The following is a 20,363-nucleotide window of genomic DNA, read 5'->3' as shown; positions in this document are numbered from 1 at the left end:
ATGTTTGAACGTATCATACGTTTCGCCATCGAGCAGCGCTGGCTGGTCATGCTGGCCGTGTTTGCGATGGCCGCGCTCGGCATTTACAACTATCAGAAGCTGCCGATCGACGCAGTGCCGGATATTACCAATGTCCAGGTCCAGATCAATACCTCCGCACCCGGCTATTCGCCGCTGGAGACCGAACAGCGCGTGACTTTTCCGATAGAAACGGTGATGTCCGGTTTGCCGCACCTGCAGCAGACGCGTTCGCTGTCGCGCTACGGCTTGTCGCAGGTGACGGTGATATTCAAGGATGGCACCGATATCTATTTTGCGCGGCAGATGGTGAACGAACGGATCCAGGAGGCGAGGGGCAAGCTTCCGGCCGGCGTAACGCCGGCGATGGGGCCGATTTCCAGCGGCCTGGGCGAGATTTACCTGTGGACCGTGGAGGCCAGGGACGGCGCCAAAAAAGCGAATGGCAGCGCCTACACAGCCACCGACCTGCGGGAAATCCAGGACTGGATCATCAAGCCGCAGCTGCGCAATGTGAGCGGCGTCACGGAAATCAATTCGATCGGCGGTTTCGCCAAGGAATACCAGGTGGCGCCGGTGCCGGAGAAGTTGGCGTCCTACGGCCTGACCCTGCAGGATATCGTCACAGCGCTTGACCGCAACAACAGCAATGTCGGCGCCGGTTATATCGAAAAACGCGGCGAGCAGCTGCTGATCCGGGCGCCGGGCCAGGTGCAGTCGATAGAAGACATGCGCAACATCATCCTGGGCAATGTGCAGGGCGTGCCGATCAGTATCCGCGATATCGGCGAAGTCGGCATCGGCCGCGAATTGCGCACCGGCGCGGCTACCGAAAACGGCCGCGAGGTGGTGCTGGGCACGGTATTCATGCTGATCGGCGAAAACAGCCGCGCCGTATCGCAGGCGGTCGACCGCAAGATGGTGGAAATCAACCGCAGCTTGCCGCCCGGGGTCGAGGCGGTCACGGTCTACGATCGTACCGTGCTGGTGGATAAGGCGATCAATACCGTCAAGAAGAACCTGCTGGAGGGCGCCATCCTGGTGATCGCCATCCTGTTCATGTTCCTTGGGAACATACGGGCCGCGATCATTACCGCGATGGTGATCCCGCTATCCATGCTGTTTACCTTCACCGGCATGGTCCAGTACAAGGTGAGCGCCAACCTGCTCAGCCTGGGCGCGCTCGATTTCGGCATCATCATCGATGGCGCGGTGGTGATTGTCGAAAACTGTGTGCGGCGCCTGGCCCATGCGCAGGCGCACCACGGCCGGCCGCTGACACGCAGCGAACGCTTCCATGAAGTATTCGCCGCTTCCAAGGAGGCACGCCGCCCCTTGCTGTTCGGCCAGGTCATCATCATGGTGGTTTACCTGCCGATCTTCGCGCTGACCGGCGTCGAAGGAAAAATGTTCAACCCGATGGCCCTGACGGTGGTGATTGCCCTGGTCGGTGCGATGATCCTGTCGATTACCTTTATCCCGGCGGCGGTGGCGCTGTTCATCGGCAAGCGGGTAGCGGAAACCGAGAATTTCCTGATGCGCGGCGCCAAGCGCTTCTACGCACCGGTGCTGGAATGGGTGATGCAGCGTAAAGCTGCGGTGCTGGGCGGCGCTCTGCTTGTGCTGCTGTTGTCCGGCCTGCTGGCGACCCGGCTTGGCAGCGAGTTCGTGCCGAGCCTGAACGAGGGCGACATGGCAATCCAGGCGCTGCGCATCCCCGGCACCAGCCTGACGCAATCGCTGGAGATGCAAAAACAGATCGAGAGCACATTGAAGCGGCAGTTTCCCGAGATAGAGCGCGTGTTCGCCCGTACCGGAACCGCGGAAATCGCCTCCGATCCGATGCCGCCGAATATCTCCGACGGCTACATCATGCTCAAGCCGGAAGCCGACTGGCCCAAGCCGAAGAAATCGCGGCCTGAGCTGCTGGCGGCTATCCAGGATACCGCCAACAAGATCCCTGGCAACAACTACGAGTTTTCGCAACCGATACAGTTGCGTTTCAATGAGCTGATTTCCGGAGTGCGCAGCGACATCGCCGTCAAGATATTCGGCGACGACATGGCGGTCCTGAACGATACCGCCGACAAGGTTTCGACCGTGCTGGGCAAGATCACCGGCGCCGCCGAAGTGAAGGTCGAACAGACCTCGGGCCTGCCCATGCTGACGGTGAATATCGATCGCGACAAGACCGCACGCTACGGCCTCAATGTAGCCGATGTGCAGGATGTGGTGGCTACCGCGATAGGCGGCAAGGAAGCCGGCACCTTGTTCCAGGGCGACCGCCGTTTCGATATCGTGGTGCGTCTGCCGGAGGAGCTGCGCAGCGACCTTGAGGCGTTCCGGCGGCTGCCGATTTCCCTGCCGCGCAATGCCGGCGCCGGTGCAGAAGGGCGCACCAACTATATTCCGTTGAGCGAGGTAGCCAGCCTGGAACTGGCGCCGGGGCCGAACCAGATCAGCCGCGAAAACGGCAAGCGGCGGATCGTTGTGAGCGCCAATGTGCGCGGCCGGGACATCGGTTCGTTTGTGGCCGAGGCAGAGGCCAAGCTGCAGCAGCAGGTCAAGATCCCGTCTGGTTACTGGACCAGCTGGGGCGGCCAGTTCGAACAGCTGCAATCGGCCAGCCAGCGCCTGCAGATCGTGATCCCGGTAGCCTTGCTGCTGGTCTTCACGCTGCTGTTTGCGATGTTTGGCAATATCAAGGATGGCTTGCTGGTGTTCAGCGGCATCCCGTTTGCCTTGACCGGCGGCATCGTCGCCTTGTGGCTGCGCGGGATTCCCTTGTCGATTTCGGCGGCTGTCGGTTTCATTGCCTTGTGCGGGGTGGCAGTGCTGAACGGGCTGGTGATGATCGCCTTTATCCGTAGCCTGCGTGAAGAAGGACGCGGGCTGGAGGCGGCGATCCGCGAAGGTGCCTTGACCCGCTTGCGGCCGGTGCTGATGACGGCGCTGGTGGCTTCCCTGGGGTTTGTGCCGATGGCGATTGCTACCGGCACCGGGGCGGAAGTGCAGCGGCCGCTGGCGACGGTGGTGATCGGAGGAATCCTGTCCTCAACCATCCTGACCTTGCTGGTGCTGCCGATCCTGTATCAGCTGTTCCATCGCCGTGACGAAGATGAAGAAGGAAAGGCCGGCGAAGAAGCTGCCGTCCAGCATTGAGTTTGCTGCACTGAAGTTCCCTGCCCAACGTCTCCTTGGGTTTGCGCCTGGATAAAATCCAGGCGTTTTTTTTACAGCCTGGGCAGCGTTAAACGCGCTTTCTGACGCAGTCGATATAGGCGGCGCCATCCGGCGGCAAGCCGCTGCGTTGCGAATTCCAGATCATCTCGCCCAGGCATTCCATGATGTGATGATGGGCTTCATGCTCCGATTGCAGGCGTTGCGTCAGGGCGTTGGCGGCGGCGCGTATGCCGGGCGGCTGGTCGATCGAGATCTGTTCGGCGATCGACAGGTGCATGGACAAGTGCAGGAAAGGATTGGTCTGGCCGTTCTCGACCGAGTAATCCGCCGCCAGCGCAGCCTCGACGTCTTTCAGGTCGTTGTCATACTCGGGATGCTGAGCCAGCCAGTCGCTGGCAATGGCTTCCAGCGGCGTGAGGATTTCGCCGGCGCGATGCTTGCGGTAGGTTTCGCAAAAAAAACGCCGCACGTCGTCTTGGGATGGATTGAACATGATGGTTAACTGATCAGTCTGGCGATGCCGAAAGCGACGGCCGCGGCGAGGCCGCCGACCATCAGGGTTTGCAATGCCGATTTGAAGGCGCCGGTGCCGGTGACGCTGCCTTTCAGGTAGCCGAAGACAAACAGCGCCAGCAGCGTGACCACGGTGGAGGCTGCCAGGGCGCGCGGGATGGATGTCATCAGCATGTAGGGGGCGAGCGGGATCAGGCCGCCGACCAGGTAAGACAAGGCGATGGTGACCGCGCTTTTCCTGGCCGCGGCCGGCCGCGGTTCTTCCAGGCCGAGTTCAAAGCGCATCATGAAGTCGCGCCAGGCGACCGGATTGCGTTCCAGCCCGGCCAGCATCGGTTCGCACTCCTGTTTCGTCACCCCGTATTGCGCCATGATGTCGATCACTTCCTTGCGCTCGCGATGCGGCACGTTGAGGATTTCCTGTTCTTCGCGTTCGCGCTCGGCGTAATAGTGCTGGCGCTGGGTGCGGCCGGCCAGGTAGCCGCCCAGGCCCATGGCGATCGAACCGGCGGCGATTTCCGCGACGCCGGCGGTGACCACGATATCGATGCCGACTGCCGCGCCGCTGATGCCGGCCGCCAGCGCAAACGGCACCGTCAGGCCGTCGGCCATGCCGATGACGATATCGCGCACGGTGTCGCTGGCTTCGAAATGGTGTTCGGTATGCGGATGGGAGTGCTGCATGGATTTATACCCCTTTTTCCGGCAACGGCGTTTTCGCCTTGAAATCGCAGAGGTCGGCGATGCTGCAGTTCCAGCATAGCGGCTTGCGGGCAATGCAGGTATAGCGGCCATGCAGGATCAGCCAGTGATGGGCGTCCAGCAGGAACTCGGCGGGCACCAGCTTCATCAGCTTGTGCTCGACCGCCTCGACGTCCTTGCCTGGGGCGATGCCGGTGCGGTTGGAGACCCGGAAGATATGGGTGTCGACCGCAATCGTCGGCACCCCGAAAGCGGTATTCAGCACCACGTTGGCAGTCTTGCGGCCGACCCCGGGCAGCGCCTCCAGCTGTTCGCGGGTGCGCGGCACCTGGCCGTCATGCAAGGCCACCAGCATGCGGCAGGTTTCGATCACATTCTTGGCCTTGGTGCGATACAAGCCTATGGTCTGGATATACGGAATCAGGCCGTCGACGCCGAGCGCATGGATCTGCGCCGGCGTATTGGCGACCGGATACAGTTTGCGCGTAGCCTTGTTGACCGAGACATCCGTGGCTTGCGCCGACAGGATCACCGAGATCAGCAATTCAAACGGCGTGGTGTATTCCAGTTCGGTGGTCGGGTGCGGCAGGGCGGCGCGCAGGCGGGTGAATATTTCCCTGCGTTTTTCGGCATTCATGGCGAGTCCTTGGCAGCCTGTTCGGCTTGTTGTTCTTTCTTCAGCCGGGCCCGTTCGATGGCGGCCTGGATGATGGCTTTCTTGCGCTGCTGTTCTGCTTGCTGTTCAGGCGTCGCCGCCGATTCGGCCGCAACCGCCTTGAGTTTTTCCGCGGCCTTGGCGGCCAGGCGTTCGTCGTTTTCACTTTTTTCGCGCGCCAGCCTGAACGCACGAAAATCGTGGCGGGCACGTGCTGCATCGGCCTGCTGCTGGGGCCATGCATCCCAGCCGGTGTCCGTGCCGCTGACGTCGACCATGGTGATGCAATCGACCGGGCAAGGCGCTACGCACAGGTCGCAGCCGGTGCACAGGTCGTTGATCACCGTGTGCATCTGCTTGGCGGCGCCGGTGATGGCGTCGACTGGACAAGCCTGGATGCACAACGTGCAGCCGATGCAGGCCGCTTCATCGATGACCGCCAGCGGCCGCGGCCGTTCGGCGCCGTTGGCAGGATTGAGCGGGATGACCGGCTGCTGCAGTAACAGCGCCAGCCGCGCCACCCCTTGCTGCCCGCCCGGCGGACACTGGTTGTAGCTGGCGCTGCCGTCGGCGATGGCTTCGGCATAAGGGCGGCAAGCCGGGTAGCCACACTTGGTGCATTGCGTCTGCGGCAGCAGCGCTTCGATATGGTCGGCAAGGGAAGGTGAGGACACGGGCGGCAGGGAGCTTGGTGATGACAACAGCATATTATACCGGGGCCGCGCCAAATGAAAAAAGCCGTTCCCGGCGAGGGAACGGCTCTGGCAGCGGATTTGCCGGGCTGACGTTGCTTACTTATTTACTTATTTACTTAATTAAGCGTTGTCCTTGATAAAGGCGGTTATCTTCGGGCAAATCAGCTCGCGCCAGCGGCGGCCTGAGAAAATCCCGTAATGGCCGCATTTCTCGGCGGTGAAATGCTGTTTTTTGCTTTTCGGGATGGAGCTGCACAGGCCATGCGCGGCCTGGGTTTGTCCCGGGCCGGAAATGTCGTCGAGTTCGCCTTCGATGGTAAACAGTGCAACGCTCTTGATATCCTGCGGCCGCACCAGCTTGCCTTCGACTTCCCAGGTGCCGTGCGGCAGGGAGAAATCCTGGAACACGGTCTTGATGGTTTCCAGGTAGTACTCGGCCGGCATGTCCAGCACCGCGTTGTACTCGTTATAGAACTTGCGGTGGCTGTCGGCCGACTCGTTGTCGCCTTCGCGCAGGTGCATGTAGAAATCCCAGTGACTCTGGGCATGGCGGCTCGGATTCATGGCGACGAAACCGGCATGTTGCAGGAAGCCAGGATATACCTTGCGGCCGAAACCGGGGTAGTTGGAAGGCACGCTATAGATCACGGTGTTCTCGAACCAGCTGAACGGCTTTTCGGTGGCCAGGTTGTTGACGTCGGTCGGCGATTCGCGCGGATCGATCGGGCCGCCCATCATGGTCATGCTCTTCGGCAGGTGCCTGTCCTTGGCGCTGGCCATCAGTGAAATTGCTGCCAGTACAGGAACGGTCGGCTGGCAGACCGAGATCACGTGCAGGTCCGGTCCCAGCTGGCGGATGAAATCCTGTACGTAATAGATATAGTCGTGCAAATGGAAGGCGCCGTCGCTGGCGGGCACCATGCGGGCGTCGGTCCAGTCGGTGATGTAGACGTCGTGTTCGGGCAGCAGGCCGCGCACGGTATCGCGCAGCAGGGTCGAATGATGGCCCGACAGGGGAGCGACCAGCAGCACGGTGGGTTGCTTGAGCGCGCCCAGTTCCTTGGCGCTCAGGTCTTTCCTGAAATGCAGCAGGCGGCAGAACGGCTTGGTAGTCGCTACTTCTTCGATGATCGCGACCGTTTTGTCGTTGACCAGCGTGCTGTCGATTTCGAACTCTGGCTTTTCATATTGTTTGCCGAGGCGGTACATCAATTCGTAGCCGGCGGCGATGCGTTGTGCAAATGGCGTGTGGGACAGCGGCGATATCGGGTCGGTGAAGAGTCTGCTGCCGGCATCGGCCCATTGCACCAGGGGATGGAGCAGGGAGCGGTTGAATTCGTGAAATTGATAGAGCATGCGTTACCTCTCGGGTGGTCCACTACAACAGGGGTTGCTTATAATGCAACTTAATTGCCATTTTATCTTATGCAAGGAAATGCCGCAAAATTCCTGTAGTTTGACAACAACGGTAGAAAAATAGGATAAACGATTTGGTCGCAAATATACCACTTACCGCTCCGAGGTACCGAGGTTTTCAGCCTGATTTCTACTTGGCGATCAGATCCGGCGACATGACGGCTTTCAGATAGTTAGTAGTGATGTCGCCGCGTTCGCGCTGGGCAATCCACCAGACGCTGCCTTTCCTGATAGACCATTCCTGCATCTGGCCGGCCACCAGCAAGGCGGCGGCCTGGCCCAGCGTCGGCTGGTGGCCGATGATCAGCACCGGTTCGCGATTGTTGGGCCAGTTGGCCACCGCCAGCAACTGTTCGGCGCTGCAGTCGGGGGCGAGGTCCGGATGGGTCTTGAATTTGCGGCCCAGCGCTTCCGCCGTTTGCACCGTACGGGTGGCCGGACTGCTGATGATCTTGCAACTGTGCGGCAGGTTGTGGTCCAGCCAGTCGGCCATTTTCCAGGCTTGTTTATGGCCCTTGCCGGTGAGGGCGCGGCCCTCGTCCGGTTCGCCGATTTCTGCTTCCGCGTGCCGCCATAGAATCAAATCCATGATTTGCCCTTGCTCACTTGTTTGCTCACTTACTTGTGTAATGCGTAGGGGAAAGCGCACCTAAAGCCAGCATCAAGTGTCGTTGCGCGCCGTATGGTTTTTGTCTCCGATGAGGCTTGTTTTTATGCCAATTGCCATCGGAGCCGAGGCTCCAGGCATTGGTGTTGTCTTTAAGGTAAGGCGTGAGGCCTTCGTTGATGACTCTTCTCTTGAGCGATTTGTCGAGCACCGGGAAGGCCACCTCGACCCGCCGGAACAGGTTGCGGTTCATCCAGTCGGCGCTGGCCAGGTAGACATCGTGCTGCAGGTTGTTGCGGAAATAATAAATACGGCTATGTTCCAGGAAGCGGCCGATGATCGAGCGTACGTGGATATTCTCCGACAGCCCCGGAACGCCTGGCCTGAGCGCGCAGGCGCCGCGCACGATCAGTTCGATCTTGACGCCGTCGGCAGAGGCTTCGTAGAGGGCGCGGATCACGGATTCGTCCAGCAGCGCATTCATCTTGGCGACGATGCGCGCCGGCCGGCCCTTGCGGGCGATCTCTGCTTCATTGTGGATGGCGCGGATGATTTCCTTCTGCAGCAGGAACGGCGCCATCCACAGATAATCCATTTTCTTCGGCTTGGTCAGGCTGGCCAGGTGTATGAAGACTTCGTTGACTTCGGTGGCCAGCTTCTGGTTCGAGGTGAGCAGGCCGAAATCGGTGTAAAGCTTGGTGGTGGTCGGATGGTAGTTGCCGGTGCCGAGGTGGGCGTAATAACGCAGTTCGCCGTTGCCGCTCTTGTCGGCTTCGCGCCGGATCACCAGCGACAGCTTGGCATGGGTCTTGAGGCCGACCACGCCATATACCACTTGGGCGCCAGCGCGTTCCAGCTTGTCGGCCCAGTTGATGTTGGCTTCCTCGTCGAAGCGCGCCATCAGCTCAACGATCACCATCACTTCTTTGCCGCGTTGCGCGGCGACGATCAGCGCTTCCATCAGGTCGGAATTCATGCCGGTGCGGTAAATGGTCTGCTTGATCGCCACCACATTGCTGTCGAACGCCGCGGAGCGGACAAAATCGACTACCGGCTGGAACGACTGGAACGGATGGTGCAGCAGCACGTCCTTTTGCCGCAATTGTTCGAAAATATCGCTAGCGTTCTCCAGGTGCAGCGGCAAGCCCGGCGCGAACGGCGGGAAACGCAAGCTGGCGTCGCTGATCTGGTCGATCATCTCTGACAGGCGCACCATGTTGACCGGGCCGTCGACCGCGTACAAGCGGTTGGCAGCAATGCCGAACTGGTCGAGCAGGAACTGGGACAGTTGCGGTGGGCAGCTGCGCGCCACCTCCAGCCTGACGGCAACTCCGAACTGGCGGCTCTGCAGCTCGCTTTGCAGCGCCTGGCGCAGGTTCTTGACCTCTTCTTCGTCGACCCACAGGTCGCTGTTGCGAGTCACCCGGAATTGTGAGTATGCCAATATCTGGCGACCGGCAAACAGGTCGCCAATGTGGGCATGGATGATGGATGACAGCAGGCAAAACGAGGCGCCGCCGGGCGACAGCACATCCGGCAGCTTGATCACACGCGGCAATACGCGCGGCGCTTTGATGATGGCAATCGAGGTGCTGCGCCCGAACGCATCCTTGCCTGCCATTTCGACAATGAAATTGAGGCTTTTGTTTAATACCTGGGGAAACGGATGGGCCGGATCCAGCCCAATGGGAGTCAGCAGGGGGCGGATTTCCTGTTCAAAGAAAGTTTTTACCCACGCTCGCTGCTCTTCGTTGCGGTCGCCGTGCCGCAGCAGGTGGATGCGGTTGGCCGACAGTTGCGGCAGGATGGTCTGGTTGAGGATGGCGTACTGGCGGTCGACGATCTGGTGACACTCTACGCTGGTGCGCTCAAGCGCCGCAGCCAAGGCCGGCGACTCGGCGCCGCCTCCCTCAACCTGGCTGTTTGCCAGCAAGCTGGCGATGCGGACTTCAAAGAATTCGTCGAGGTTATTGCTGACGATGCACAGATACCGCAATCGTTCCAGCAACGGCACATGGCGGTCCTCGGCCTGGGCCATGACGCGCCGGTTGAAGGCCAGTTGCGACAATTCGCGATTCAGATAGCTTGGGTTGGCGCCTAATCTGGCGCCGGGATGTTTCGAATCCTCGTCCGGCTTGGTTTTTTTATTCATGAATCAGGCAGCTGGTCTGATGGTTACGGCGCAGTGTATGCATTGAATATGACAGCTTGATGAAGAAAATGGAAGCGCGGCAATACGTTTGGCATTGCGAAGCCGCATCGTTCGACGCCTGGATGATATGAATATTAGAACCCGACAGGTTTTTTTGGTTGTTTTTTTTGTGATTTTTTTGACAATTTAATGTTATTTGCATTGATTTTTACCTCGTCATAAAGCTGTCATAAATGTTGGTTAGAGTTCGCCCTGTCTTAGGGGCTGTTGTGAAATTGGCTTCCTTGCAAGGAGATGAATTTCACAACAGTCTCGACTTGGGCACACCACATCTATAGTCAACAAGGGAGTAACAAATGCGATTGAATCACTTCGTTAAAGCCGCGATCCTGGCAATGGGTTCGACACTGGCGGTTTCTTCGGTCATGGCAGCGGAAATCACCGGCGCCGGCGCTTCTTTTCCTTACCCGATCTACTCCAAATGGGCTGAAGCCTATAAAACCGCAACCGGCAACAGCCTGAACTATCAATCCATCGGCTCCGGCGGCGGCATCAAGCAGATCAAGGCGAAAACCGTGGATTTCGGCGCTTCCGACATGCCATTGAAGGTGGAAGACCTGAACACCGACAACCTGGCGCAGTTCCCTGCGATCATGGGCGGCGTGGTGCCGGTCGTGAACCTGGACGGCGTGACTCCAGGCCAGGTCAAGCTGACCGGCCCTGTGCTGGCAGACATCTACCTGGGCAAGATCACCAAGTGGAATGCGCCTGAAATCACGGCCCTCAACCCAGGCGTGAAACTGCCGGCTGACGACATCACCGTGGTGTATCGCGCTGACGGTTCCGGCACTTCATTCGTGTTCACCAGCTACCTGTCGAAGACCAGCCCGGCATTCAAGACCGGCGTTGGCGCTGGCACTGCGGTCAAATGGCCGGTCGGCGTCGGCGGCAAGGGTAACGAAGGCGTCGCCGCCAACGTGCAAAAGATCAAGGGCGCGATCGGTTATGTTGAGTACGCTTATGCCAAGAAAAACAAGCTGCAGCATACCCAGCTGAAGAATCGCGACGGCAGCTTCGTGCAGCCTGACGATGAAACCTTCAAGGCTGCTGCTGCCGGCGCCGACTGGGCCAAGACCCCAGGTTTCGCGGTGGATTTCACCGACGCGGCCGGCAAGACCAGCTGGCCTATCACCAGCGCTTCTTTCATCCTGATCCACAAGAACCAGGCCGATGCCGCCAAGGGCAAGGAAGTCTTGAAATTCTTTGAATGGGCATACAAGAACGGCGGCGCTTCGGCTACCGAGCTGGACTATGTCGCGATTCCTGCATCGGTGGTGAAACTGGTGGAAGAATCGTGGAAAGCCCAGATCAAGGATAACGCTGGCAAGGCTGTCTGGTAATAGTCGTACCTGATCCGGATTTGAGGTAACTCAAGTCCGGATCGCAAGTTTCAGTTGTTGCGGGCGGGGCAGTTGTTCGGGGAATAGGCTGCCTGCGCCGTTAATATTGTTGAATCACCAGTCCCCACGCGAAATATCTCCAGGTCGAGCGCGGTCTGGCTTTGCAATTCCCGCCGCCGCTTCTTATTCTTCATCGGATATCGCTACTCATGAGTGCAAATATTCCTGTCATGGCACAATCGATCTCACCCCAGGCAATCAGCGCTGAAGAAGCGGGTTTATCGCATCAGAGCCTGCTTGCCACAATGCGTAAGCAACGCATCCAGGATTTCCTTTTCCACAAGGTCACGCTGCTGTTTTCGCTGATCGTGCTGCTGGTCCTGCTCGGCATCATCGTTTGCCTGGCGATCGGCGCCTGGCCGGTGTTCCGCGAGTTCGGGCCATCTTTCATCACCACTGTCGAGTGGGATCCGGTCAACGACCATTACGGTGCGATGATCGCCATCGTCGGCACCCTGGTGACTTCGTTCATCGCGCTGGCGATCGCGTTCCCGGTGAGTTTCGGGATCGCCTTGTTCCTGACTGAAATCTGCCCGGCAAAACTGCGCCGCCCGCTGGGCACCGCGGTAGAGCTGCTGGCCGGCGTGCCGAGCATCATCTACGGCATGTGGGGGCTGTTTGTCTTCGCGCCGCTGTTTGCGCAATACGGCCAGCCTTTCCTGTCCGCCACGCTTGGCCATCTGCCGCTGATCGGCGCTTTGTTCAACGGTCCTAAAATGGGCATAGGCTTGCTCACCGCGGGCCTGATCCTGGCGGTGATGATCATCCCGTTCATTTCCTCTGTCATGCGGGACGTATTCGAAGTTGTTCCCGCGGTGTTGAAAGAATCCGCCTACGGCCTCGGCTGCACGCGCTGGGAAGTGGTGCGCAAGGTGGTGCTGCCGTACGCCAAGACCGGTGTGGTCGGCGGCGTCATGCTCGGCCTCGGGCGCGCCTTGGGCGAGACCATGGCGGTGACCTTCGTGATCGGCAATGCGCAGCGGCTGTCGTGGTCGCTGTTTGCCTCCGGTAACAGCATCGCCTCGACGCTGGCCAACGAAATCGCCGAGGCCTCCAGCACGCTGCACGTATCGGCCTTGTTTGCGCTGGGCCTGATCCTGTTCGTGATTACCTTTATTGTCTTGTCGATCGCCAAAATCATGTTGATGGGCATGTCCCGTAAAGAAGGTGCCAAATGAGTAATTCTTCGCAAGCGGATGCCGATATCCAGGCAACTCCGCCGGTCAACCAGGTCTACCGCAAGCGGCTGCTGATGCATCGTTTCGGCATGGTGCTGTCGTTCCTGGCGATGGCGCTGGGCATAGCGGTGCTGGCCTGGATCCTGGCGACGCTGGTGGTCAAGGGCTTTGGCGCGCTGAACCTCGGCATCCTGACGCAAAACACGCCTGCCCCGGGTTCCGGCGCCGGCGGTTTGCTGAACCCGATCATCGGCAGCCTGATGCTGGTGGGACTGGCGACTGTCATCAGCACCCCGATCGGTATCCTGGCCGGCATCTACCTGGCTGAATATGGCGAGGAGAGCAAGCTGGCGCAGGTAACGCGCTTTGTCACCGACATCATGCTGTCGGCGCCGTCGATCGTGATCGGCTTGTTTGTCTACGCGATCTACGTTGCCAAGGTCGGCCATTTTTCCGGCTGGGCCGGCACGTTCGCCTTGTCGCTGATTGCGGTGCCGGTGGTGGTGCGGACTACCGACAACATGCTCAAGCTGGTGCCGGGCAACCTGCGCGAAGCGGCGTTTTCGCTGGGCGCGCCGCGCTGGAAAGTGGCCTTGCTGGTGCGCCTGCGCGCGGTCAAGGCTGGCGTCGTCACCGGCGTCTTGCTGGCAGTGGCACGGATTGCCGGAGAAACGGCGCCTTTGCTGTTCACTGCCCTGAACAACCAGTTCTTCAGCACCAACATGAACAAGCCGATTGCCAACCTGCCGGTGGTGATCAGCCAGTTTGCGATGAGCCCGTTCGATAACTGGGTGCCGCTGGCTTGGGGCGGGGCATTGCTGATCACGTTCAGCGTGCTGGCCTTGAACATCGTATCGCGTTCGCTTTTCAGCCAGAAGATTCCAGGCTAACGAACTCACTTAGATTGCCATCCTTACTGGTCAATATTATGCAAACCTCAATCAAACCGAATGCTCTCGACAAACAGCCGACCATAGAGATTTCGCAGCTGAATTTCTACTACGGCGCGTTCCAGGGCTTGAAGAACATCAACCTGCATGTCAACGAAAAGAAAGTGACTGCATTCATCGGTCCTTCGGGCTGCGGCAAATCCACCCTGCTGCGCACCCTGAACCGGATGTACGACCTGTACCCGGGCCAGCGCGCGGAAGGCAAGATCATGTACGCCGGCCGCAACATCCTGGAAGCCGGGCAAGACCTGAACATGCTGCGCGCCAAGGTTGGCATGGTGTTCCAGAAGCCGACGCCGTTTCCGATGTCGATCTACGACAACATCGCGTTCGGCATCCGCCTGTATGAAAACCTGCCCAAAGGCGAGATGGACGAGCGCGTTGAATGGGCGCTGTCGAAGGCGGCCCTGTGGGGCGAGGTCAAGGACAAGCTGAACAAGAGCGGCCTGAGCCTGTCGGGCGGGCAGCAGCAGCGCTTGTGCATCGCCCGCAGCGTGGCGGTGCGTCCGGACGTCTTGCTGCTGGACGAGCCGACCTCGGCGCTGGATCCGATCTCGACTGCCAAGGTGGAAGAACTGATCAGCGAACTGAAACAGGATTACACCATCGCCATCGTGACGCACAACATGCAGCAGGCCGCGCGCTGCTCCGATTACACCGCCTATATGTACCTGGGCGAGCTGGTGGAGTTCGGCGAGACCGACCAGATCTTCATGAATCCGGCACGTAAAGAGACTCAGGACTACATCACAGGCCGCTTCGGTTAATGCCGGCGGCAGCCTCAACCTTGACGCGTAAAGAACAGAAGGAAATCAGATGAGCGGCGAACACTCTTCAAAGCAGTACGACACGGATTTGGAAACCATACGTTCCAAGGTGTTGCTCATGGGCGGACTGGTCGAGCGCCAGTTCCAGGAAGCGATCAACGTTTTCCGCAACGGCAACCTGGATTCGGCGGAACGGGTGATCAAGGACGATGACCAGGTCAACCGCCTGGAAATCGAACTGGATGACGCCTGCAGCCACCTGATCGTGCGCCGCCAGCCAACCGCCAACGATCTGCGCACCGTGATGGCGACCATCAAGGTGATCACCGACCTGGAACGGATCGGCGACGAAGCGGCAAAAATCGCGCGTACCGCGATCCATCTGCACAAACGCGGCGCGGGCACCATCGACCATACCGAAACGGTACGCGTCATCGCCGTCGGCGCGGCTGACCTGCTGCACGATGCGCTGGATGCGCTGGCGCGCCTGGACGAGAAACAGGCCATGCGGCTGATTGCGCAAGACGAGGTGATCGACCGCGACTTCCGCTCCATCATGCGCAACCTGATCACCTTCATGATGGAAGATCCGCGCACGATTTCAGCCTCGATGGATACCTTGTGGGTCGCCAAGGCGGTCGAACGCATCGGCGATCACGCCAAGAACATTGCCGAATATGTGATCTACATCGTCGAGGGCAAGGACATCCGCCACACCGATTACGCCACCAGCCAGCGCGATGACGAAGAGGCTTGATCGAAGCGTGGCATTCACTACATGTTAAAAAATGGCCGCTGATAAAACATCCATCCTGATCATCGAGGATGAGCCGGCGATCGCCGAACTGATCGGTTTTACCATCAAGGAAGCCGGCTGGACTCCCTCCATCGTGCATACCGCCGCCGACGGCTGGGAGTTCGTCCAGCGCCGCACGCCGCACCTGGTGCTGCTGGACTGGATGCTGCCGGACCAGAGCGGCTTGCGCCTGCTGTCGCAAATGCGTGCGGATCGCCAGCTGCAGTCCATGCTGATCATGATGCTGACCGCAAAAAGCATGGAAGAGGACAAGATCTCCGGCCTCGACAACGGCGCCGACGACTACATGACCAAGCCGTTTTCGCCGCGTGAACTGACCTCCAGGGTCAAGGCGCTGTTGCGGCGCAAAGGGGCTGACGAAGTCCCTGGCATGATGTCGGCCGGTGCGGTGTCGCTCGATCCGGCCAGCTGTTCAGTCTGCCTGGAAAACCAGAAAATCGATATCGGCCACGCCGAATACCGCTTGCTGAAATTCTTCATGGCCAATCCGGACCGGGTGTTCTCGCGCAGCCAGCTGCTCGACAAGGTATGGGGCGACCACGTCGTGATCGAGGAACGCACCGTGGATGTCCACGTGCTGCGCTTGCGCAAGGCGCTGCGCGAGTCTGAACACCTGATTCGCACGGTGCGCAGCGTCGGTTACATGCTTTCGGCCAAATAGCGCAATAATAGAGCGCAATAATAGAGCGTAATAAATAGCAGGATTTCAAGCGCGAGCCATGAACTGCGGCCCGGCGCGATGAACGATGCTTCCCTCGCATAATAGTGATTTATGAATCCACAGATGTTGTTCTGGATCCCGGCCTTGCTGCGGATCCTGCTGATCTTTGTCATCTCGGGCGTGGTCTGGGCCCTGTTTGGCGTGTTGCCCGGTTTGCTGTTGGGCCTGGTCCTGATGTCGGTTGCCGTGGTGGTGCAGCTGCATTACCTGTTCCGCCTGAGCGGCTGGCTGGACAACCCGCGCAGCGAAAAGCTGCCGGACGGCTGGGGTGCCTGGACCGACATTTTTTCGCGCCTGTATCGCTTGCGGCGTGACGATGAAAAACATCAGACCGAACTGAGCGAATGGCTGGCGCGCTTCCGCCAGGCCATGCATCTGCTGCCCGACGGCGTCGTCATCATGGACGATGTCTTGTTCCTGGAGTGGTGCAATCCGGCTGCGGAGCGTCATCTGGGATTGCAGCATGGGCGCGACAAAGGCATGCGGGTCACCAACCTGATCCGCACCCCGGATTTCATCGACTACATCGTCCTCGGCCGCTACGACCAGCCGCTGACCCTGAGCCTGCGCGAACGCAAGCTCATCGTGCAGATCATCCCGTTCGAGAACCGGCGCCAGATCCTGGTGACCCACGACGCCACCGAATCCGAAAGAATCGACATGATGCGGCGCGATTTCATCGCCAACGCCTCGCACGAATTGCGTACGCCGCTGACAGTGATCAACGGTTTCCTGGAGATTGCCCAGGCCCAGCCCGGCCTCGACCAGAAAACCCGCGCCGCCCATCTGCAGCTGATGACGGAGCAGGGCCATCGCATGCAAAACCTGATCGGCGACATGCTGACCCTGACGCGCCTGGAATCGATCGACTATCCCATGCGTCCCGAACCGGTGGATATGCAAGCCATGCTGCGCAGCCTGCTGCAGGAAGCCGAGGTCCTGTCGGCCGGCAAGCACAGTTTTTCGCTGGCGGTGGACGGTCCCGACATCACCGGCAGCAACGATGAGCTGCGCAGCGCTTTCAGCAACCTGATTTCCAATGCGGTGCGTTATACGCCGGCCGGCGGCAAAATCCAGATCCTCTGGCAAAACGGCAAGGCCGGGCCGCAGCTGGTGGTCAAGGATTCCGGCATCGGCATCAGCGCCGAGCACATCTCGCGGCTCACCGAGCGTTTTTACCGTGTCGACAAAAGCCGCTCGCGGGAAACTCAAGGCACCGGCCTCGGCCTGGCGATCGTCAAGCATGTATTGCTGCGCCATCACGGCAGCCTGGGGGTTGAATCGCGACCTGGCGAGGGCAGCGTGTTTACGGTCAAATTGCCGGCGACGTCGGTTGTTGCTGTGGTGAAAGACTGAGCGCAATTCAGCCGCAATTCAGCTTATCCTGGCGGTTCGAAGTCTTCAACATCGGCTACAATTCTGCGGCGACACCTCGTCGCCGGCCGCCTTCGCTGTCGATGATTGACAGTGTTTGCGCTTCTCCTCCATCTTGCCGGGTTTTCCGCCGCTCTCATGTCCTTGCCACGTTTGCTGCCGCCCCTGAGTCTTTTCTTATGTATTTTGCTGGCCGCTTGCGGCAGCAACCCGGTCGCTCCGCAGATGCCGCCGGTAGCCGTTGTCCCGGTGGCCCAGCCGAAAATCCCCAGGCCAGTCAAGATCGGGCTGGCGCTGGGCGGCGGCGCTGCCCGCGGGTTTGCCCATATCGGCGTGATCAAGGCGCTGGAAGCGCAGGGGATAGTGCCCGACATCGTGGTCGGCACCAGCGCTGGCAGCGTGGTCGGCGCACTGTACGCGGCCGGCAACAACGGCTTTGCGCTGCAGAAGATCGCCTTGCAGATGGACGAAGCTGCCATCTCCGACTGGTCCGTGCCGTTTTTTGCCAAGGTCAGCGGCGTGCTGAAGGGCGAGGCGATCCAGAATTACGTCAACAAGACCATCCGCAATGTCCCTATCGAAAAGCTGAAAATCCCGTTTGGCGCGGTTGCCACTGATCTGAACAGCGGCGCGCCTATCCTGTTCCGTCGCGGTAACACCGGCCTTGCGGTGCGGGCTTCTTCCGCGGTGCCGGGCGTGTTCCAGTCGGTAAGTATCGGCGGCCACCTGTATGTCGATGGCGGCCTGGTGTCGCCGGTGCCGGTGCGTTTTGCCCACGAAATGGGAGCGGATTTCGTGATTGCGGTGAATATTTCGGCTTCACCGGAGGTGCAGGCCGCCTCCAGTTCCGTCGATGTATTGCTGCAGACTTTCGCCATCATGGGGCAAAGCATCAACAGCTATGAATTGAAAGATGCGGACATTGTCATCCGTCCGGACCTGGGTGCGATGAAGGGCAACGATTTCGCTGCGCGCAATACCGCGATCCTGGCCGGCGAGCAGGCGGCGATGGCGCAGATGGCTGCCATCAAGAAGAAATTGAAGGAAAAGCGCGAGGAATAAAGCAGGTTCTTAGCTCTTGCTGGGAATTTGCGGCTGGCCTGCCGGCAGCTGTATTACTACGGGTTGTACGGATTGCCGGAGTTCCGGCTTGAGGCTGTTGGTAACAGCCAGAAACAGGCCGCCGAATCCCAGAAACAAGCCGATAACGGTCGCTAGCATCCATTTGTGGGTTTCACCGACGATTCTGAGGATTTCGCTTTTTACCGAAAGCATGTCTGCTCGTGTCGCCAGGGTAGGCAACAGCGCATCAAATCTTGCTTCCAGTGTGGTCAGGCGATCCATATCCGTATGATCTTGTGATCTTCTATTTTTGTCAACACGCGCTTGCGGCTTATCAAGTTGCGAGACGGCGGGATTGATCATTTGAAGAGCATCCTTTATCGACAAATACATTACAGCAGCGCACACATTCCTGTGTTGGATGCCTCATTTTATCGCAGCGTGAGCGCCATGATTTCGATAGTGAACGGTTTTAGGGAGTTGACTGAAAGTAGATCGTTCGGATAAAGAAAAGGCCCCTGGCAGTCTTTGACTGCCAGGGGCCTTTTGCCGCCGATGCTGTTATTGGTGGTTGTCGCTGTCCGGATCCGGATCGTTGATGCGGCGCGCACCGTTGAAGCGCGATTTCCAGTAAGCCAGGTCCATGCTTTCGATGCGGACTTTGCCGCCGGTGGACGGGGCGTGGATGAATTTGTTGTCGCCCAGGTAAATGCCGACGTGGGAGAAGCTGCGGCGCAGGGTGTTATAGAACACCAGGTCGCCAGGCTTCAGGTCCTGCTTGTCGATTTTTTCGCCGCTGCGGCTAAGTTCCGCGGCAGTGCGGGGAACATTGACGCCCCATGCATCCTTGAACACATAACGTACCAGGCCGCTGCAATCGAGGCCGTTTTCAGGGTTGTTGCCACCGTATTTGTAATGAATGCCGATCATGCCCATCGCGCTCACAGCCAGTTCCGACGCCCGATCGGTAAATTGCTGGAGTTTGCTGCGGGTGCTGCTCGGCTGCGGACGCAGGTCGATATCGGTGATATCGGAAGCGCGGGCGGGGCTGCATAACCATAAGCCGGCAAGCAGCGCGCAAGCGAGTGCGAAGGTCTGGAATAGCGGGAAGGCTTCTTTGATCGTCATCGTTATGAGTGGGCTTTGGGACATTACGATCGCACGAATGTAAGTGAATAAGAGGTGCCTGTCAAACTTGGCAGGCGAAGGGGCAGAACTATATCATGTCATTTAAATAATCAAAGTCGGATAAATCCGAACTGCATCAGGAAAATTCCTGCATTTCGATTTCCCGTCAAGCAAGTATCGCGCCAGAAATAATCTGGCGGGAATGCCGGCGGCGCAGGTGCCTATTGCAGGGCACTAAAGTACAATATTCAGTTATTTCACAAGGAGCAAAAATGAAATCGAAACAAGTGCTGACACTCGACGATGTCAAGAAAATCGCTGCAGCTGCAGAGGCCGAGGCAGCGAAGAACCGCTGGGCAGTGACAATTTCCATCGTTGACGAAGGCGGTCACCTGCTGTGGCTGCAGCGCATGGACGGCTGCGCGCCGATTTCGGCCCATATTTCGCCGGCCAAGGCCAAGACGGCGGCTTTAGGCCAGCGCGAATCGAAAATTTACGAAGACATGATCAATAATGGTCGTTTCTCGTTCATTACCGCACCAAACCTGGAAGGTCTGCTGGAAGGCGGCGTGCCTATCGTGGTCAGCGGCGAATATCTTGGTGCAGTCGGCGTTTCCGGCGTGAAGTCGAGCGAAGACGTGCAGATCGCCAAGGCCGGTATTGCGGCTTTAGGCGTTTAAACCGCGCTTAAGTCGTATTTAAGCCGAATCTTTGCGGGTCCGGAATGCCGGACTCGCAAGCTGACCAATATTGGCAGTGGCATCCGATTTTCTTGCGCCGATTGTCAGCAAAGTTGTCAATTGCATCATCGCCGTCAATCTTTACTAATTATTTATACAAAAACCCTCGGCTTGGCGCCTGATCGGATTGCCGGACAGGTCGTTGTCGGCTATAATTGCAGGGTTTAGCCCAATTTACTCCGCCGTAGCGCATACCACCTTCCATCTCGTCCCAAAAAGACTGAT

At 59.0% G+C, this 20,363-nt stretch carries 19 protein-coding genes; 10 read left to right on the top strand and 9 right to left on the bottom strand.

Annotation, left to right across the window (positions count from 1 at the left end; translation table 11 throughout):
- Complete coding sequence (locus CFter6_RS14825) at positions 1 to 3,180, top strand: CusA/CzcA family heavy metal efflux RND transporter (RefSeq protein WP_061540587.1); 3,180 nt, start codon at positions 1 to 3, stop codon at positions 3,178 to 3,180.
- A gap of 88 nt (positions 3,181 to 3,268) precedes the next feature.
- Here the strand turns inward: CFter6_RS14825 and CFter6_RS14820 are convergent, their stop codons facing one another.
- The 7 genes from CFter6_RS14820 to ppk1 all read right to left on the bottom strand — a co-directional run bounded on the left by CFter6_RS14820 (position 3,269) and on the right by ppk1 (position 9,941).
- Entirely contained in the window at positions 3,269 to 3,694 is a 426-nt protein-coding gene (locus CFter6_RS14820) for a DUF1841 family protein (RefSeq protein WP_061540586.1), read from the bottom strand.
- 5 nt (positions 3,695 to 3,699) lie between these two features.
- A complete protein-coding gene (locus CFter6_RS14815) occupies positions 3,700 to 4,398 on the bottom strand; it encodes a VIT1/CCC1 transporter family protein (RefSeq protein ID WP_061540585.1) in 699 nt (232 codons plus the stop codon).
- 4 nt (positions 4,399 to 4,402) lie between these two features.
- Positions 4,403 to 5,053, bottom strand: a complete 651-nt coding sequence (gene nth / locus CFter6_RS14810; protein ID WP_061540584.1) for an endonuclease III — start codon at positions 5,051 to 5,053, stop codon at positions 4,403 to 4,405.
- Entirely contained in the window at positions 5,050 to 5,778 is a 729-nt protein-coding gene (rsxB, locus tag CFter6_RS14805) for an electron transport complex subunit RsxB (protein ID WP_061540583.1), read from the bottom strand. Before rsxB ends, nth begins: the two co-directional genes overlap by 4 nt.
- 108 nt (positions 5,779 to 5,886) lie before the next feature.
- Positions 5,887 to 7,122, bottom strand: a complete 1,236-nt coding sequence (locus CFter6_RS14800) for a polyhydroxyalkanoate depolymerase (protein ID WP_061540582.1) — start codon at positions 7,120 to 7,122, stop codon at positions 5,887 to 5,889.
- A gap of 190 nt (positions 7,123 to 7,312) precedes the next feature.
- Positions 7,313 to 7,771, bottom strand: a complete 459-nt coding sequence (locus CFter6_RS14795) for a SixA phosphatase family protein (RefSeq protein ID WP_014006496.1) — start codon at positions 7,769 to 7,771, stop codon at positions 7,313 to 7,315.
- 25 nt (positions 7,772 to 7,796) lie between these two features.
- Complete coding sequence (ppk1, locus tag CFter6_RS14790) at positions 7,797 to 9,941, bottom strand: polyphosphate kinase 1 (RefSeq protein WP_061540581.1); 2,145 nt, start codon at positions 9,939 to 9,941, stop codon at positions 7,797 to 7,799.
- A gap of 356 nt (positions 9,942 to 10,297) precedes the next feature.
- Between ppk1 and pstS the strand changes: the two genes are divergently transcribed.
- The 8 genes from pstS to CFter6_RS14750 all read left to right on the top strand — a co-directional run bounded on the left by pstS (position 10,298) and on the right by CFter6_RS14750 (position 18,270).
- On the top strand, positions 10,298 to 11,341 hold the full coding sequence (gene pstS / locus CFter6_RS14785; RefSeq protein WP_061540580.1) for a phosphate ABC transporter substrate-binding protein PstS: 1,044 nt from the start codon (positions 10,298 to 10,300) through the stop codon (positions 11,339 to 11,341).
- A 209-nt stretch (positions 11,342 to 11,550) separates the two neighbouring features.
- Entirely contained in the window at positions 11,551 to 12,579 is a 1,029-nt protein-coding gene (gene pstC, locus CFter6_RS14780) for a phosphate ABC transporter permease subunit PstC (protein ID WP_014006492.1), read from the top strand.
- A complete protein-coding gene (pstA, locus tag CFter6_RS14775) occupies positions 12,576 to 13,469 on the top strand; it encodes a phosphate ABC transporter permease PstA (RefSeq protein WP_014006491.1) in 894 nt (297 codons plus the stop codon). The genes pstC and pstA overlap by 4 nt, the downstream gene beginning before the upstream one ends.
- Positions 13,470 to 13,507: 38 nt before the next feature.
- A complete protein-coding gene (pstB, locus tag CFter6_RS14770) occupies positions 13,508 to 14,296 on the top strand; it encodes a phosphate ABC transporter ATP-binding protein PstB (protein ID WP_014006490.1) in 789 nt (262 codons plus the stop codon).
- Positions 14,297 to 14,345: 49 nt separating this feature from the next.
- Positions 14,346 to 15,053 carry a phosphate signaling complex protein PhoU gene (gene phoU / locus CFter6_RS14765; RefSeq protein ID WP_061540579.1) on the top strand — a complete coding sequence of 236 codons (708 nt, stop codon included), beginning with the start codon at positions 14,346 to 14,348 and terminating at the stop codon, positions 15,051 to 15,053.
- Positions 15,054 to 15,084: 31 nt separating this feature from the next.
- On the top strand, positions 15,085 to 15,774 hold the full coding sequence (locus CFter6_RS14760; protein ID WP_014006488.1) for a winged helix-turn-helix domain-containing protein: 690 nt from the start codon (positions 15,085 to 15,087) through the stop codon (positions 15,772 to 15,774).
- A gap of 111 nt (positions 15,775 to 15,885) precedes the next feature.
- Entirely contained in the window at positions 15,886 to 17,190 is a 1,305-nt protein-coding gene (gene phoR, locus CFter6_RS14755; RefSeq protein ID WP_061540578.1) for a phosphate regulon sensor histidine kinase PhoR, read from the top strand.
- Positions 17,191 to 17,433: 243 nt separating this feature from the next.
- A complete protein-coding gene (locus tag CFter6_RS14750; protein WP_236904678.1) occupies positions 17,434 to 18,270 on the top strand; it encodes a patatin-like phospholipase family protein in 837 nt (278 codons plus the stop codon).
- Positions 18,271 to 18,279: 9 nt separating this feature from the next.
- On the opposite strand, the gene CFter6_RS14745 is transcribed toward CFter6_RS14750, so the two are convergent.
- Entirely contained in the window at positions 18,280 to 18,633 is a 354-nt protein-coding gene (locus tag CFter6_RS14745) for a hypothetical protein (protein WP_150118774.1), read from the bottom strand.
- A 198-nt stretch (positions 18,634 to 18,831) separates the two neighbouring features.
- On the bottom strand, positions 18,832 to 19,398 hold the full coding sequence (locus CFter6_RS14740; RefSeq protein ID WP_061540575.1) for a C40 family peptidase: 567 nt from the start codon (positions 19,396 to 19,398) through the stop codon (positions 18,832 to 18,834).
- A 272-nt stretch (positions 19,399 to 19,670) separates the two neighbouring features.
- Between CFter6_RS14740 and CFter6_RS14735 the strand changes: the two genes are divergently transcribed.
- Positions 19,671 to 20,078 (top strand): GlcG/HbpS family heme-binding protein, encoded by a 408-nt coding sequence (locus CFter6_RS14735; protein ID WP_061540574.1) that lies wholly within the window; start codon positions 19,671 to 19,673, stop codon positions 20,076 to 20,078.
- Positions 20,079 to 20,363 lie beyond the last annotated feature (285 nt).

The sequence above is a fragment of the Collimonas fungivorans genome, assembly GCF_001584145.1.
GTDB classification, from domain to species: Bacteria; Pseudomonadota; Gammaproteobacteria; order Burkholderiales; family Burkholderiaceae_D; genus Collimonas; species Collimonas fungivorans.
This window is presented reverse-complemented; position numbering and strand designations above follow the sequence as displayed.

Excerpts from the sequence above, each read along its gene's own strand:
- CFter6_RS14745 (WP_150118774.1), bottom strand. The coding sequence starts at position 18,633 with ATGATCAATCCCGCCGTCTCGCAACTTGATAAGCCGCAAGCGCGTGTT.
- CFter6_RS14740 (WP_061540575.1), bottom strand. The coding sequence starts at position 19,398 with ATGACGATCAAAGAAGCCTTCCCGCTATTCCAGACCTTCGCACTCGCT.
- pstA (WP_014006491.1), top strand. The coding sequence starts at position 12,576 with ATGAGTAATTCTTCGCAAGCGGATGCCGATATCCAGGCAACTCCGCCG.
- CFter6_RS14795 (WP_014006496.1), bottom strand. The coding sequence starts at position 7,771 with ATGGATTTGATTCTATGGCGGCACGCGGAAGCAGAAATCGGCGAACCG.
- phoU (WP_061540579.1), top strand. The coding sequence starts at position 14,346 with ATGAGCGGCGAACACTCTTCAAAGCAGTACGACACGGATTTGGAAACC.
- rsxB (WP_061540583.1), bottom strand. The coding sequence starts at position 5,778 with ATGCTGTTGTCATCACCAAGCTCCCTGCCGCCCGTGTCCTCACCTTCC.
- CFter6_RS14760 (WP_014006488.1), top strand. The coding sequence starts at position 15,085 with ATGGCCGCTGATAAAACATCCATCCTGATCATCGAGGATGAGCCGGCG.
- CFter6_RS14800 (WP_061540582.1), bottom strand. The coding sequence starts at position 7,122 with ATGCTCTATCAATTTCACGAATTCAACCGCTCCCTGCTCCATCCCCTG.
- CFter6_RS14750 (WP_236904678.1), top strand. The coding sequence starts at position 17,434 with ATGCCGCCGGTAGCCGTTGTCCCGGTGGCCCAGCCGAAAATCCCCAGG.
- nth (WP_061540584.1), bottom strand. The coding sequence starts at position 5,053 with ATGAATGCCGAAAAACGCAGGGAAATATTCACCCGCCTGCGCGCCGCC.
- ppk1 (WP_061540581.1), bottom strand. The coding sequence starts at position 9,941 with ATGAATAAAAAAACCAAGCCGGACGAGGATTCGAAACATCCCGGCGCC.
- CFter6_RS14825 (WP_061540587.1), top strand. The coding sequence starts at position 1 with ATGTTTGAACGTATCATACGTTTCGCCATCGAGCAGCGCTGGCTGGTC.
- CFter6_RS14735 (WP_061540574.1), top strand. The coding sequence starts at position 19,671 with ATGAAATCGAAACAAGTGCTGACACTCGACGATGTCAAGAAAATCGCT.
- pstS (WP_061540580.1), top strand. The coding sequence starts at position 10,298 with ATGCGATTGAATCACTTCGTTAAAGCCGCGATCCTGGCAATGGGTTCG.
- phoR (WP_061540578.1), top strand. The coding sequence starts at position 15,886 with ATGAATCCACAGATGTTGTTCTGGATCCCGGCCTTGCTGCGGATCCTG.
- pstB (WP_014006490.1), top strand. The coding sequence starts at position 13,508 with ATGCAAACCTCAATCAAACCGAATGCTCTCGACAAACAGCCGACCATA.
- CFter6_RS14820 (WP_061540586.1), bottom strand. The coding sequence starts at position 3,694 with ATGTTCAATCCATCCCAAGACGACGTGCGGCGTTTTTTTTGCGAAACC.
- pstC (WP_014006492.1), top strand. The coding sequence starts at position 11,551 with ATGAGTGCAAATATTCCTGTCATGGCACAATCGATCTCACCCCAGGCA.
- CFter6_RS14815 (WP_061540585.1), bottom strand. The coding sequence starts at position 4,398 with ATGCAGCACTCCCATCCGCATACCGAACACCATTTCGAAGCCAGCGAC.